12 protein-coding genes and 1 CRISPR repeat array are annotated in these 15,898 nt (G+C 39.0%); of the genes, 4 read left to right on the top strand and 8 right to left on the bottom strand.

The window, feature by feature from the left end; all coding sequences use genetic code 11:
- Positions 1-82: 82 nt before the first annotated feature.
- Positions 83-1,483, bottom strand: coding sequence for a NarK family nitrate/nitrite MFS transporter (locus tag DYA43_RS21760; RefSeq protein ID WP_269467197.1), 1,401 nt, complete (start codon positions 1,481-1,483; stop codon positions 83-85).
- A gap of 442 nt (positions 1,484-1,925) precedes the next feature.
- Between DYA43_RS21760 and DYA43_RS21765 the strand changes: the two genes are divergently transcribed.
- Both DYA43_RS21765 and narL read left to right on the top strand, forming a co-directional pair.
- Positions 1,926-3,524 carry a histidine kinase gene (locus DYA43_RS21765; RefSeq protein WP_225869368.1) on the top strand — a complete coding sequence of 533 codons (1,599 nt, stop codon included), beginning with the start codon at positions 1,926-1,928 and terminating at the stop codon, positions 3,522-3,524.
- Position 3,525: 1 nt separating this feature from the next.
- Positions 3,526-4,206, top strand: coding sequence for a two-component system response regulator NarL (gene narL, locus DYA43_RS21770; RefSeq protein WP_044363207.1), 681 nt, complete (start codon positions 3,526-3,528; stop codon positions 4,204-4,206).
- Positions 4,207-4,261: 55 nt separating this feature from the next.
- Here the strand turns inward: narL and DYA43_RS21775 are convergent, their stop codons facing one another.
- The gene (locus DYA43_RS21775) at positions 4,262-4,909 is read right to left on the bottom strand and encodes a hemerythrin domain-containing protein (RefSeq protein ID WP_061055674.1); all 648 of its coding nucleotides are present in this window, start codon (positions 4,907-4,909) and stop codon (positions 4,262-4,264) included.
- Positions 4,910-5,197: 288 nt separating this feature from the next.
- Here DYA43_RS21775 and DYA43_RS21780 point away from each other — a divergent pair, with 288 nt between their 5' ends.
- Positions 5,198-6,268: an HPP family protein gene (locus tag DYA43_RS21780; RefSeq protein WP_020328503.1), complete on the top strand. Its 1,071-nt coding sequence runs from the start codon at positions 5,198-5,200 to the stop codon at positions 6,266-6,268.
- Positions 6,269-6,341: 73 nt separating this feature from the next.
- On the opposite strand, the gene DYA43_RS21785 is transcribed toward DYA43_RS21780, so the two are convergent.
- The 4 genes from DYA43_RS21785 to norV form a co-directional block, all read right to left on the bottom strand.
- Positions 6,342-7,508, bottom strand: a complete 1,167-nt coding sequence (locus tag DYA43_RS21785) for a methyl-accepting chemotaxis protein (RefSeq protein WP_020328502.1) — start codon at positions 7,506-7,508, stop codon at positions 6,342-6,344.
- Positions 7,509-7,591: 83 nt separating this feature from the next.
- Entirely contained in the window at positions 7,592-7,933 is a 342-nt protein-coding gene (locus tag DYA43_RS21790; protein WP_020328501.1) for a TehB family protein, read from the bottom strand.
- 37 nt (positions 7,934-7,970) lie between these two features.
- Entirely contained in the window at positions 7,971-9,119 is a 1,149-nt protein-coding gene (gene norW / locus DYA43_RS21795; protein ID WP_020328500.1) for an NADH:flavorubredoxin reductase NorW, read from the bottom strand.
- A 9-nt stretch (positions 9,120-9,128) separates the two neighbouring features.
- Positions 9,129-10,619, bottom strand: a complete 1,491-nt coding sequence (gene norV, locus DYA43_RS21800; protein WP_020328499.1) for an anaerobic nitric oxide reductase flavorubredoxin — start codon at positions 10,617-10,619, stop codon at positions 9,129-9,131.
- Between the two features lie 197 nt (positions 10,620-10,816).
- Here norV and norR point away from each other — a divergent pair, with 197 nt between their 5' ends.
- The gene (gene norR, locus DYA43_RS21805) at positions 10,817-12,349 is read left to right on the top strand and encodes a nitric oxide reductase transcriptional regulator NorR (protein ID WP_020328498.1); all 1,533 of its coding nucleotides are present in this window, start codon (positions 10,817-10,819) and stop codon (positions 12,347-12,349) included.
- A gap of 476 nt (positions 12,350-12,825) precedes the next feature.
- Positions 12,826-14,053: a CRISPR direct-repeat array (repeat unit 28 nt; unit sequence TTTCTAAGCTGCCTGTACGGCAGTGAAC).
- A 155-nt stretch (positions 14,054-14,208) separates the two neighbouring features.
- Here norR and cas6f read toward each other — a convergent pair.
- Together cas6f and csy3 are read right to left on the bottom strand one after the other, a co-directional pair.
- A complete protein-coding gene (gene cas6f / locus DYA43_RS21810; protein ID WP_020328490.1) occupies positions 14,209-14,847 on the bottom strand; it encodes a type I-F CRISPR-associated endoribonuclease Cas6/Csy4 in 639 nt (212 codons plus the stop codon).
- Positions 14,848-14,856: 9 nt separating this feature from the next.
- On the bottom strand, positions 14,857-15,888 hold the full coding sequence (gene csy3 / locus DYA43_RS21815) for a type I-F CRISPR-associated protein Csy3 (protein WP_020328489.1): 1,032 nt from the start codon (positions 15,886-15,888) through the stop codon (positions 14,857-14,859).
- Positions 15,889-15,898: the final 10 nt, after the last annotated feature.

Here is a 15,898-nt window from a genome sequence, read left to right on the forward strand (position 1 = left end):
ATTTAGGAACTAATTACTATTTATATTTAATTGATAATTTAAGTTAATATCTACGATAGAAAGTTCGAATTAAATATGTGACTTATTTTTTCGTTGCGTAACCATTCTCTATATTTCGTCCATAAACGAACCACGTAATGATTGAGCAAACGACATAGAAAAATAGGAATAGTATTAAAGCACTTGAGGCTGAGCCTGTAAGAGAGAGCGATAGACCAAATGCCTGTGGAATAAAGAAACCACCAAACGCGCCAATAGCAGATATAAATCCTAATGCTGCTGCTGTATCCGTTCCTGTCTTACGCGTGATAGTCTCCTCATCCAATCCTGCCATTCTCGCTTGTTGCGTGACAATACGGCGGAATAAAACTGCTATCATTTGAAATGTTGATCCACTACCAATACCCGAGCAAGCAAATAATCCCATAAAAATTATAAGGAAAATAACAAAACTACCTGATGTACTTTCCGATGGAATAGTAAAGAAGATAAGAACGGTTAATAACGCCATGAGTACGAAGTTTAAAAACGTTACTTTTATGCCACCAAATTTATCTGACCATGCTCCACCAACAGGTCGCATAAGAGCACCAATAAGTGGACCTATAAAGGCAAATTTCAAAACTTCAACTTCTGGAAATTGCGTTTGAGACAACATTGCAAAACCAGCAGAGAAACCGATAAAAGAACCAAACGCGGAAAGATATAATAAACTCATTAACCATAAGTGTCCTTGTTTAAGTACTTTGACCTGCTCTTTGAACGAGGCTTTTGCATTTTCTATATCGTTCATTCCAAACCAGGAAATAAGGCTAAAGAGTAAAATTAACGGTACCCAAATCCATGCGGCGTTTTGTAGATGTGGCCCTTCAGATTGCGAAGTAAACCATTGAACGGAAATAGCAATAGGAACCACCAACTGCATTACGCTGACACCGAGATTGCCAAGTCCACCATTTAAGCCAAGCGCACTCCCCTGCATTTCCTTTGGATAAAAGAAACTGATATTTGCCATACTTGAGGCAAAATTTGCACCACCTAGTCCACATAGCAGCGCAATCATGACGAAAGTGGAGTACGAAGTATGAGGATTACTGATGGCGATTCCTAGCCAAACCATTGGTACAACAAGCATCAATGTACTGAATGCAGTCCAACGTCTACCGCCAAATATTGAAATTGTGAAAGAATAAGGAATACGACCAATCGCTCCTGATACTGAGGGCAATGCGGTTAACAAAAAAAGTTGCTCGGTACTAAATGAAAAGCCGACTTTAGGCAAATTTACTGCAACTGCACTAAAGATCATCCAAACACAAAAAGACAATAGTAGGCAGGGAATCGAAATCCATAAGTTTCGCTTTGCAATGTATTGTCCTTGAGATAACCAAAACTGTCTATCCTCAGGAAACCATTGTTTAATCGAATGCGCACTTACTCGACCAGACGACTCCATGTCTTTTGTATCTATATTTATTGACATGATTCACACCGTTGTTATTGGGAAAACCATTACATTTAGTGATAATCACGTAGTTAAATTATTGACTTAGATCAAAAGCATCTTCTTAATAAAACCGAACTGCTCAGTCATACTACTCATTGTAGTTACAACAAAAACCTGTAACTCATTGATATCATTGTGTAAATTAAAAAATTCACAAACAAACGGCTTGGAAAACTATTCAGTGGTAACCCACAAGTGGTATGTCATATACCATGAATTAAATGTAAATTGTTAGATATAACTGACTAGTTTATTAGATGGAATAATGAATTTTTTCAATATATCGATAACCAAAAAAATTTCATTCTTTATATTAATGCTTTGCAGTATATCTCTATCTGGCATGTTTATTTCACTCATAACGGTAGATAATATCCAAGGTCGAACGCACATCGTTAATCAAATTGGTTCGATAAGAATGCTCATCTATAAATCTATTTTGTCTACAGATAAAAGTATTACTTCAAAAAATATAATAAAAATAAATACAAAACTGAATAATCCAAACATAATAAAGTACATGATTAAAAGTGGTTTAAACGATGAGCATGGAAATTTGTTAGCATTCTTTCAGGAAAAGATAGAAAACCAGAGTTATGAATCAATAAGATCAAACTCTGATGAATTTGTAAAAATAATAGATAACCTGATCTATAACGTAGAGCTTAATACCGAGAACAACATTAAATCTCTAGAAAATATCCAAAAAGTATTTTCTATAATGATAATTATATTTGGAATATATGCCATTGGAAACTTATACTCAAGGCTATTTAAGCCTTGGATGTCAATACTTGATATATCAAGATCGATTAAATCTGGAGACTTTAGTAAAAAGTTTAGCGTTCAGAGACATAAAGATGAAATGAATGAACTGGGTGACTCCATTAATTTAATGTCAGAAAGTTTAAAAGAGACATATATAAATTTAGAAAATATTGTGTATCATAAAACAGAAGATCTGAATAGAAAAAATAGATACTTAGACTTTTTATATCGAGCATGTAAAAAGTTTAATAATGAACAATATAGCTGCGATATGTTAGCACCATTAATTAAAGAGCTAATTGAATTAACTGGAATACATAAGGTTACAATTTTAATTAATGATTATCAAGAAAGTGATAACACTCAAACATTTGATTTTGGCTCATTAAGTAGGCCTGAATTTTGTAAAAACATAAGTTGCAACCTTTGTTTTGATAAGAAAAAAGTGTTTATAGCAAATCTATCAGAGATAACTATAAAACTAAAGGATTCTAGTCATGATTATGGAAGAATCGTCATCTCTAACAATAGTAAATCCCCTTTAAATACAGAAAATGAGCAATTAATAATTGCATTTTCAGAACTATTAACGCAATCGCTTTCTGTTTTCTATAAAGTTCAACAAGATCAGCAGTTATTAATATTAAAAGAGAGAAATACAATTGCACGCGAACTGCATGATTCAATCGCTCAGTCCCTATCTTGTCTCAAGATTAAATTGAGTATTTTACAAATGGATTTATCACACTTAGATGAAGAACAGATATCGATAATTGGGGAAATGCGAGAAGAAGTAAATGTTGCTTATTGTCAACTTAGAGAACTTTTGACTACCTTTAGGTTGAAGTTAGATGGACTAGGTTTTTTACCTGCACTAGAAAACACGGTTAAGGAATATAACCAAAAAATAGGAACGAAAATAAATTTAAATTATGAAATTCCAGCCAATAAAATATCCGCTCATCATTCAATACATTTAATTCAAATCATTCGTGAGCTATTAAATAATATTTATAAACATGCACACGCTTCAGATGTAACGCTAGATTTATCAATGAAAGGTAATGACGTCTCCTTAATTATTCTCGACGATGGTTGTGGATTCTCTACTTCACAAGAAAACTCTCGTTATGGCCTAAAAATTATTGGTGACAGAGCACAGTCTCTATCAGGAAAATGGGATATCATCTCCTCTCCTGGCAAAGGAACTGAATTCTATCTAACTTTTCCTATATATTCACGAGTATAATATGATTAAAGAACTCACATTTACCAATGCTGATGCATCCACAATACTTTTGATCGATGATCACCCAATGTTGAGAAGTGGTATTAAGCAATTACTTAATACTAGAAAACACCTAACCGTTGTTGCAGAAGCAAGTAATGGACTTCAAGGGGTGGAGTATGCAATTGACTACGAACCAGACTTAATCCTATTAGATATCAATATGCCAGAGTTAGATGGATTGAAAACGTTAAAATTACTTCGAGATAAACACATCACAAGCAAGATTATTATTTTTACCGTTTCAAATTACGATGAAGATGTGTCTAAGGCAATTAAATTAGGTGCAGACGGGTATCTTTTAAAAGATATGGAACCAGAAGAACTACTAGCCTCCATTGAAAATGCATGTCTAGGAAAAACAGTCATTAGCCCAGAGTTAACATCTATTTTAGTAGGGAATCTAAGAGAAAAGAAGCAAGAAAAACTAACCAATGTAACTATTGATGTTCTTAGTACTCGGGAACAAGATATTCTGAAAAACATTGCTATTGGTTTATCCAACAAAATGATTGCCAATAAACTTTTTATCTCCGAAAGCACAGTAAAAGTTCATGTAAAAAGCATCTTGAAAAAATTACAATTACGCTCTCGAGTTGAAGCAGCAGTTTGGGTACATCAAGAAAAAATTAGGTTCGAATAATTAGATATTTCTGCCTAAACATGTAGATTAAGCAGAAATTAATTTTCGGTGTTAATTAATGTTTGAATAATATATTGTTTTCTAATGCAATATGCGTGAGAATATCACTTTCAAATTGTTCTAACAATGAATATAGTTTTATCCATGACTGACATGCATCTTCATGAACTTCTAAATAGTTCACCAAAGTCATTAATTCACTCAATGCCTGAATATGATCATCATGGTCTTGCTCCATGACGAAAATAGGACCATCAGGATAGATCCCTTGACTGATCATCGGAAACAAGATTTGTTCTTCTTTCTCCATATGACTGCATAGATCATTCGCAATCCCTTCTAAGCATTCGCTCAAACCAATAGGACATTGAGGATGGTCATAGTGTGCTGTTTCAACACGTTTTGCTAACTCTATCGCTTGATTCAACTGGTCTCTGTGTTTTATGTGAAAGTTAGCAATGATATATTTTATCAACTCTTGATGAGGGATATCACAAAATTTCAGCAACTCTTTATTGTCTCGACTCAAGTTATTTAATTTATCAATCATGTCAGAATACTTAGCAATATCATCGATTACTAAAATTTCATTTAATGTTTTTCTTAAGTTTATATAAGCATTGATGTTGTTCGACTTTAATATTTTCATTGAACCTGGAATGTTTTTTATAATATCACACAGAGTAATGCTGTTTACGTTCATATCAGTTATCTCCTTTCATAACACTATTATTCTACTCTAAAGATACCTAACCTCTTAGTCGTAAAATACAATTATTTTAAATTTACCACCAAATGATTATGACAATATTGAAAAATAACATTCCATATATATAAATCTCATACGATAATTTCATTTGGAAATCAATATTATTTTATATAAATATTAAGTAACTCATGTTCTTTTAAATTATAATTATTAAAATGTAAACGCTTTATTAACATTTAATAATCGAATAGAATTCCGTTTTTAACTTTTACTTTGATTCCTATGTCGCATTTTGACCGCTTACTCAACCTTTCATACATTGCAATACCTGTGCTCCTTACATCAGCTATCATTGCGGTACTTGCAAACTACGGGCATACCACTTCCGCAACCCCTTTGTTGATTGCATCAATAGGGGCTTCCGTCACGATCATTTTTGTGATACCTAGCAGTCCAATGGGAAAAACATGGCCCTTGATCGGTGGACATTTCACGGCGGCGTTGGTGGGTATTGGTTTATCGACGGCATTCGATAATGTCATAGTCTTGATAACACTATCAATAACCAGCACTATCATCATTATGATTGTACTAAAATGTGTTCACCCACCAGGCGTAGCAACTGCGCTTGTCCCTGTGCTGAGTAATACATCTCAACCAGATCTCAACTTCTTACTCGATCCCGTTTTATTGAACGTGCTTCCCCTAGCCTTATCTGGTATCACGTATCGTAGATGGATCACTATGAGATCTTCGAACACAACTGAAAAGTCATCAATGAACTCAAAGTCTGCGCATGAAAAGTCATCACTCTACTTTGATGAATTACATGAAGTTTTGGAAACGAGAAATGAATGGTTAGACATTGATGAAAAAACGCTCGACGAAATTTTTAAACAAACCCACCTGCTCGCTTTAGAGCACAAAAGTCAAAAATTGACCTGCAAACATGTAATGACAGAAAACATTCTGGCACTCACAGAACATGATTCAGTCTACGAAGGTCTCAACACACTTCAAAAAAATAAATTTAGCGCAATTCCTATTATAAACTCCGATAAGGAAATTGTAGGTATTTTTTCATTAGTCGATTTTTTACTTTATGTCGAAAAAAGAAAAATAAATTCATTCGTAGGTTTATACCTCTTAGCGAAGAAAAAAACGTCTAAGACTATTGGCCAATATATGAAAAGAAATCCGATTTCTATGCATGAAGATCAACATGTAGCTCGTCTTATTCCATATTTGACCTCGGGGTTTCACCATATACCGATTACAAATGACCATAACCAATTAATCGGAATGGTCACACAGTCAGATCTAATTGAATTCTTATACAACTTAAAACAATAAATTAAACGATTAATAGATTTATTTCCTATGAAATGGTTGGTTGATTTAATAGTTTAAAACCAACCAATTTCACTCAAGCAGTTTTGAACATACTCAGTTTTTCAACAACATTTTCTGTTACCTTTGTTAAATTAATACCCTGTTTTATAAGGGCCTCACAGTCAATAGCGTTCGAACTAGACAATTGTTTCAACTCATCAACTTTAGCATTTGCTTCACCAACTAGTTGACTTACCGTATGAATGTTAACTTCTTGTTCGCTTTCATTATGTTCAATAAATGACAGTACAGATCCAATGCTTTCATTGGCGATGCGAATTTCAGTTTGGCTTTTAATCGTATTTTCAGATAGAAGAGTTATCGTCGAAGTTTGCGACGACATTTGCGCTCCAGCCATTTTTACAGTCGTTGATATCTCAGAAACTATCGAGTTAATTTCATGCAAGCTCTCTTGCGTTGATTGCGCCAATCTTCTGACTTCATCTGCTACAACCGCAAAACCTCGACCTTGATTTCCAGCACGGGCCGCTTCAATTGCAGCATTCAATGCTAGTAAATTCGTTTGGTCAGCTAATTTTGCAATAACTGAAACGACATTTTCTATCGATAGTGTTTGCGCGGAAAGCTGATTGAAACTCTTCTGTAACTGGTGGTTACTTTCTAAGTATTGATCGAGGCCTTGGACAAGGTTGTCCATCATCCCAACAGAATGCTCAAGCTTCGCGTGTGTACTCTTTACTTGCATCTGGGTTTCTTCAGCCTTCACTTTAAGAGCGATTGAAGTGTTATCAAGCTTTTCAAGCTGTTCATTTAGCGAACTCACACTAGCATCCTGCCTTAAAATTCGATCCGAGATATTTGTCGATTTATATTTCAATTGCGTAGAAATCTCATCTGACGCCATCGCTTGTTGCTGTATTTCTTCAAGCGCCAACTTAACATTGCGTCTGAATGTGTTGATTACATTCAACACATTCGTAATTTCACTGTTATATTGGCTGTTAACGTTGCATGGTGTTGATAAATCTTTCCTTTCAAAGTTTTTCATATACATAGTTACATTCTTTAGAGAATCAACGCCCCAAATTTTTTCATCTATATCGTGTATAATTAAAAAAATAACAACGATGCCTTGAAGTATCTGAGAAGTAATATTTTCAGTAAGAAATAATGCATTCATTACAAGAATAATAACACCTAACCAATGCACAAATCGCATGCGAATAAATAGTGAACGCATCAATTTTCCTTATTTTAAGACTAATCATAGATATTTATTTTCATTTGAGGCAACTAATGTTGCCCCAAGATATATAGATAAAACTATTTAAGCTGTGACTGATACATTGGCTGATTGGTTTTATTTGAATTGGACCAAAAATTAATATTGAATTGGGCATCATCACTCAACTCAATACGATGCCAATATTGCGGTGGACTTGTCGCAAATTGGCCCGCATTAATGACAACAACCACTTCAGGTTCTGTGGCATTCGCATCGGTAAAGCCATAGTAAGTCACTTGTCCCTCCATCACACACAATTGACCGAACACACCTTCCGCTGTGTTATGGTGAGATAGTAACGCTTTCGGCACATTATCATTTGTGAAGAATGGTGTTGAGCGTTGAATCGTCCATTCTTTTGGAATACGTAGGTGCGACATAATACCCTCTTTGTTTAACTTTTATTGAACGATGTTTCTATCGACCAGATGATTTTGACAATTCGCGAAGCAGTGGGAATGCCTGCGTGACTTGTTCGCTCGTAACGACAAAACCAACGAGATGACCGTTATCATCTTTCGCTTTCGCCACAATACCAGGGGCAGAGATACTCACCTCCCAATTCTCAACACCGTTTACGGTCCCCGCGAGTTGAATTGGGTAACTAGGTGTTTTGACCTTGACCATCATGGGAGGTAACACCAGCTCGGCGTCTTGCCCCAATAGTTGTTTGCCTAGTACGTTGGCGCTTAGCACAATGGGTTGTAGGTATGGCATCATTCGCTCTTGGATTTCTGCGCAATCTCCCAACGCAAAGACATTACGAATTGAAGTCTGCAAACAACTATCGACGACAATCCCTTTGTTAACTCTAATAGCCGCTTCTTTAGCCAACTGTGTATTGGCACACAAGCCAGCCGCTGATATCACGATATCGGTTTCAACTGTGCGCCCAGAGCTTAATGTTGCCGTTGAGCCATTTTCTGAACGGTCTACAGCGAGGACGCTAGTTTCTAACGCCAGTTGAACGCCTTGCTGCTTAAGCTGTCTTTCTATTGGCAATGCTATGAACTCAGGGATTAAGTTTGCCAATAAGCGTGTATTTGGCTCGATAACTGTTACGTTTTTACCACTGGTTGCAAGATCCATAGCGATTTCAACACCAATTAACCCGCCACCGATTATCAAAACCCGCTTTGCTCGGCTAATCTGTGTCTCAGCCGCCTGGTACTCTTGTAACGAGTTCAACGTCAATACGTCTCTTACTCCATCACCATTCATTGATGGTACGAATGCTTTGGCTCCCGTAGCAAACACCAGCTTTCCATAGGGGTAAACTTGCCCATTTGCAGTCACCTGCTGCGCGTCAACATCCACCTTTTCAACCTTGGTGTTTGCAAACAGCTCGATGTTATGCTCTTTTGCAAACACGTCACCAGATTTGACAACTAAATCCAAGGCTGTTTGTTTTCGACTAAAGACATGACTCAAATCTGGCTTGTTGTATTCGGTACCATCTTCAGCAGTAAAAACCTGAATTGGAATATGTGCGTCCACTCGACGCACTGTTTTAACTAGCTGGTAAGCAGCAAAACCACTACCAATGATTACTATAGGTGTCTGCATACTGCCTCCTTACGCTTTATGTTCAACAAAGACATCTTTGCCCAAGTGACATTCTGGACATAGGAAGTAATCGGGTATGTCAGACCATACTGTTCCTGGCTCAACACCTTGGTTTGGCTCACCGAGTGAAGGATCATATACCCAGTTACATACTGTGCATATCATGCATTGACACCCTTCCGGGTGTAGCTGTTCCTGTTGGACACCAAGCTGAACTTCTTCGACTTTTCGCGGATTCACTTGAGGAGCCTGAGATGCGGGTTCGAGAGCTGTCGAATGTACTTTTGTAGATCTTGATAGTGAGTTGTTGACCCATAATTTAGCAATCGCCTGACCATGTTCACGACATTCGCGCATTGCTTTTCCATCTGGTCGCCATTTAGTTTTCAAACTTATCGCAGTTTCGAATCCTGCATCGGTTAACCGTGCATGTATACGATCAACTGCACCGCCATTCCAACCGTAACTACCAAAAGCGGCAGCTTTTTTCGCTTTAAAACGAAGCCCCGTGATTTCCTCTAGCATACCTGCCACTTTTGGCATCATGACGTTGTTCATGGTTGAAGACCCGACCAAAATACCTTTAGAGCGGAAGACGTTAGCTAGAATTTCATTCTTATCATGCTTAGAGACGTTGAAAACCTTAACGGCAACGCCAGAATCAACATCATGAATACCCTGTGCAATCGCATCCGCCATCATTCGAGTATTATTTGACATCGAATCGTAGAAAATCGTAATGCGATCCTCTTGATAGTTGTCCGCCCATTCTAAATATTGCTCAATAATTTGAGCAGGATTATCTCTCCACACAATACCATGTGATGTAGCAATCATATCGACAGGCAGATTAAAACTGAGTACCTCTTTAATCTTTGCAGTTACTAAGCTGCTAAACGGTGTCAAGATATTGGAGTAATAACGTAAACACTGATCCATCAACTCATTTTGATCGACTTCATCATTGAATAATCGTTCATCACAATAATGTTGGCCGAATGCATCATTACTAAATAACACCGCGTCCCCCGTCAGATAAGTCATCATACTGTCAGGCCAGTGAAGCATGGGCGCCTCAACAAAAACGAGTTGTTTTCCGTTACCAATATCAATGCTGTCACCCGTTTTTACCGTTTTGAAATTCCACTCAGGATGATGGTGATGTCCAACAATTGAATCTATTGCGGCTTCAGTACAATAAATGGGGGTGTTAGGAATTTTCTCCATTAATGCAGATAAGGCACCTGAGTGATCTTCTTCCGCATGGTTTACAACGATAAAATCAATGGACTTAAGATCAATTTCCATCTCAAGATTTTGAAGAAATTGATGACTGAATCGATGATCAACGGTATCAATTAATACCGTTTTTTCTTCTCTAATAAGGTAGCTGTTGTAGCTTGTACCTTTAGTCATTTTGTATTCTGTACCATGAAAATCTTGCACTTCCCAATCGCGTTGACCTACCCAGTGAATATTGTTTTTAACATGAATTGTCATTGTCACTACCTTAACGTGAATTTAAGTTAATTTATCTCTGATACATTAGATAATGCACAAGGCATGCCAATAACAATATTTCTTTAATTATCAATACTTTAAAAATAATACTTCACATAATTAGTGTCACTATGACAATGTTGACAGCTGTCATTACGACATTACAATTGTCATATTGACAATCATAGGTATTCAATATGACTACACTAATCGCCCAATGGCTTCACATTACACAAGATCTGAATTCAGCTCTTACTCGACAAGCTCGCTTTGACACCTTGCTCACCACAATACGAGAAGTCTTAAAATGCGATTCTTCTGCTCTACTTCTTTATGAAGATCAACATTTTAAACCACTAGCCATCAACGGTTTAGCAAAAGAAGTATTGGGCCGCCGTTTCTCTATCAATGAACATCCAAGATTAGAAGCGATTGCCCGCGCGGGCGATATTGTGCGTTTTCCATCAGATAGTAACTTACCCGATCCCTACGACGGCTTGATCCCTAATCATGATGACAAATTACACATCCATTCATGTATCGGGTTACCCTTGTTAATAGACGATCATCTCATTGGCGCAATCACCATTGATGCTTTTGATCCCTTCCAGTTTGATTCACTTCTAAATCATGAGCTACGTTTTATCAGTGCGTTGGCCGCTGGCGGGCTTCATACCGCATTGCTTCTAGAACAATTGGAAACACAAACTAGCTTGCCGAGAGAATCATATACTGAAAAACGTACATTGAATGACGACATTATTGGTGAATCGCCAGAGATGAAGTCATTGCAACAACAAATTAATGCCGTTGCCGATACTGAACTGTCTGTATTAATCATGGGCGAAACAGGGGTAGGAAAAGAATTGGTCGCCAATGCCATCCACTATCGTTCTAACCGCGCAAATAAAACATTGGTCTACTTAAATTGTGCAGCGCTACCTGAATCCGTAGCAGAAAGTGAATTGTTTGGACATATAAAAGGGGCGTTCACTGGCGCAATCAGCAATCGCAAAGGTAAATTCGAACAGGCCGACGGTGGTACTTTATTTTTAGATGAGGTTGGTGAGCTGTCACTTGAATTACAAGCAAAACTGTTGCGAGCTTTGCAGTACGGGGACATTCAACGAGTCGGAGATGATCGGCATATTCGTGTCAATACTCGTATTGTGGCAGCCACAAACCGAATTTTGCATGATGAAGTTACGGCAGGACGTTTTAGATCCGATTTGTATCATCGTTTAAGCGTCTTCCCAATTCGTGTTCCGCCACTACGTGAACGTGAGGAGGACGTAATATTGTTAGCTGGTTTCTTCGCAGAACAGCTACGAGGCAAATTGGGACTAAATAGTATTCGCTTTTCATCAGATCTTATTCAAGCATTGAAACAATATTCGTGGCCAGGGAACGTGCGAGAGCTGGAGCATATGATCAAGCGTGCAGGTGTATTGTCCAAAGCTCGCACACACTCATCGGACATCGAATTGTTAGTATCAGACTTTGATATCGAGACGTCATCGTCTTCAAATTCAGTTGTAATGAACACAACCAACATTTCGCCGATTAGTGAATCAGGTATGGGGCTTAAAGAAGCAACGGATAGGTATCAAAAAAAAATCATTGTTCAAACGCTCAATCATAACCAAGGCAACTGGGCAGCGACGGCTCGACAATTGGAACTGGATAGTGGAAACCTACACCGCCTAGCGAGAAGATTGGGTATCAAGTAATGACGGAGACACTGTCACTAGTTGGGTAATATGAACAAGGATGCTTTGTGGCAATGTAAGAAATAGTAATGCTGGAAATAAAACATCATTGGATACTTGCGAACCTAAAATGTCATTGTTGTTATCGAAAATAACGTATGATTTAACCAAATCAATAAACAATTATGAAAAATTTAATGTTGGTCTCTTGCAACCAATTCAGAATAACGCACTAAATATACCAATAAATACACATAAAAACCTATTGATATCGACGTCGTTAGGTTTTTGTGTAAGATACAACTTCCACGACCGTTTGCCATGAATCCCGTTTTAATTCTACCTTGCCTGTGTAGCAGTGAGCTAGCGGGCAGTTGGGGTAAAGTACTTCGTCAATTTCTAACCTGCCTGTACGGCAGTAAACAGAAATTCATATACAGCTAAGCTGCCTGTACGGCAGTGAACGATTTAAGAACGTTTGTCGTGCGCTTTAGAATTTTCTAAGCTGCCTGTACGGCAGTGAACAGGCACTCATTAACACCAGGTAAACAGGTTTATTTCTAAGCTGCCTCTACGGCAGTGAACCGGAGTCAACCGACCCAACATTACATACTGCATTTCTAAGCTGCCTGTACGGCAGTGAACTTTCAATCACCGTCACCACTTCTTTTGATTGCTTTTTAAGCTGCCTGTACGGCAGTGAACCATTGGGTTTTGATGTAGTCCTGCAGGTATTTTTTCTAAGCTGCCTGTACGGCAGTGAACATGAGCAAGGGCTATTCCTGCTTGGTCATCACTTTCTAAGCTGCCTGTACGGCAGTGAACTCGGTCGCAGGCTTGCTCCCTTATCCCTGCGGTTTCTAAGCTGCCTGTACGGCAGTGAACAAACGAATCAAGTCCGTCGCCAGCGACGAAAATTTCTAAGCTGCCTGTACGGCAGTGAACTTAAACACGATCGGAACTTAATTCAATGGTCATTTCTAAGCTGCCTGTACGGCAGTGAACATCGATACGCTTGGCAACCGTTATGTTGGGCTTTTCTAAGCTGCCTGTACGGCAGTGAACTCGCGAAAATCGGTTTTGCGGCAGACATTGAATTTCTAAGCTGCCTGTACGGCAGTGAACGTGGTAATTCAGAACCGTGACGGAACCGTAAATTTCTAAGCTGCCTGTACGGCAGTGAACGGATCGCACCAGCCATATCTTCCGGTGTGCCTTTTCTAAGCTGCCTGTACGGCAGTGAACTCGTAATCCGGTTCACGTCGTTCGACTTCATATTTCTAAGCTGCCTGTACGGCAGTGAACGATGTAAAATGTGTGGTTAACCCGATCAATATTTTCTAAGCTGCCTGTACGGCAGTGAACACGTCGTGCCACCAGTTGAAACGCCTCGTCTTTTTCTAAGCTGCCTGTACGGCAGTGAACCAAACACTGGCGCGCTACGCTTGCGAATACAATTTCTAAGCTGCCTGTACGGCAGTGAACTGTTATTGATTGTTTCTTCGTCCGGTACTGGCTTTCTAAGCTGCCTGTACGGCAGTGAACGGCTACGCATGGATATGTGGAAAAAACAAAGTTTTCTAAGCTGCCTGTACGGCAGTGAACTTAATCTGAGCCAGTTCCACAGAAGCACGTTTTTTCTAAGCTGCCTGTACGGCAGTGAACATTTGACGAGGTAAAATAAAAGCCCCTATTGGTTTCTAAGCTGCCTGTACGGCAGTGAACAATAAAATAATTCTATAAAAGAATGCTGCAACAAGTAGTTAGGATGAAAAATGCATTTTTGCCCTGTTAAAAACCACCATTTGCAACCATTTGTATTTAAAGCATATTTTTAAATAGCAAAAATAAAGGGTAAAAAATACCCTTTTTCGTTCAATTTAAAAGTGCGGTACGGTAGCCAATGCTGATTGGCCATTCGCTTTGCTACTCAAACCATAGCAATCGAAGCCCCCATCTTGTGATGTACTTTGCTGCTGCATCTGAATAAACAGCGGAAACTTGCTATTTTTTTCTGGTGAGCGTTGCTTGGTTTGCTGGCTATGCAAGTAAATAAACGGCAAAGAGCACAATGCTGTCGGCTTGCTTTGTCGCAAATCCGCTAGACATTCCACCAGCGGTTTGCCAGATTTTGCTGCCCATAGTTCGGCTTTTTGCTGCATATCCCGTTCTATTCGTTCGGGCGATTTCACCTGCTTGCGTACAAAGCTTACGTAAGTTACATCGTTTGGTACGGGTTTGATCCCTTTGATGTGCACATAGTCTTCTAGCCGAGTTAGCCAGCGGTGGATAGCTAACTTTTCCAATGTCGCTTGCTCTTTTGCAAAGAGACGCAGCTTTGCGCCGAGCGGAAACTTTGCTTGACGATAATCAGGAAAACCGACCGCAACCAGAGATTGGTTGCTGGCCACTTTGTGCTCCACCAAAGCAATGTGCACTTGTTGAAAAACGTTTTGCCAAAGAAAACCCAAGGCAATGTCGGCGTCTGGCAATAACGTGATCTCTTGGTAGTAGTTCATCACTGCCACCTATTTGTCACTTTCGCCAAACACACCACCACGCACCAATACCGCCATGACGTAATGCTCATCTTCTTCACGGGGCAAGCTTTCACCACGCGCCCATTTATCAAAGAAAGTGTAAAAATCTTGCTTATCTTTCGGGGTGCGGAACGCCTTTCCTAAATTGGTGACAGCGCCATAGGGTTCAATCGCAATGGCTCCCGCACTTTGCTCCTCAGATGCGTAATCTGGGTACCAAGTATCAATGGAACGCAGTGCGTTACCAATTTTTTGTGAGTGCATCGCAGCATGCTCATTAACCGCATACAGGATTTTACTTTTCTTGGTTTTGCTGTTGCCTTTATCCAGCACTAACTCTTCACTGGGGTAAACTTCTTGGGCTTTACCGACCTTAGCGTAGCAGTCAATTTGCAACATCAAATGATCTGTTTCGCTGGCCAGTGCCTGAGCAATTCTGTCGGCCAAACTATTGATCTGTGAATCGTTATGATCAAAATGTTTAGTACTGAATTGCTTAGCATTAAAAGTCCACGCCTGCTCAGCCTCTTTGTTCAATGCCTTGACTTGTACTTCAATCTCTTCTGCGCCAACGCGGTTGCGCCATAAGAAACGGGCATTAGCAAGGTTGGTGGCATAGCGTTTCGCCAATTCAAAACAGCCATATTGGGTAATGTACTTTGAAACCGCAGTGCTGTAGCTCTGTTTGAATAGCGCATTGTTACACGCAGAAGGTTGGGCAAGCCCCCCTAATACTTTGAGAGTGAAATGTAGCTTCAAAGTATCGTGATCCTGCCCCAAGGCACAGGCATCTACCCGCTGTAAATTTGCTTTTTCAACTTCCGCATTCAGCTTAGCGGGATCGTTTTTCACTGCGGATTTTAAACGGTTGGAAATGGTGCCGCGCACTGATTTTTCTTGCAAGGCTAATGGAGTGGCTTGCGCTTTGGTTTCCCACTGACATCCAAAGAGGTAGCCGTCAGATGGGACTAATTTTTTTTCAAATGCGAGTACTGATGCGGTGTCGTTATTTTTAGCCATGAGGTTGTTC

Origin of the sequence: Vibrio fluvialis (assembly GCF_900460245.1) — a bacterium.
GTDB lineage: Bacteria > Pseudomonadota > Gammaproteobacteria > Enterobacterales > Vibrionaceae > Vibrio > Vibrio fluvialis.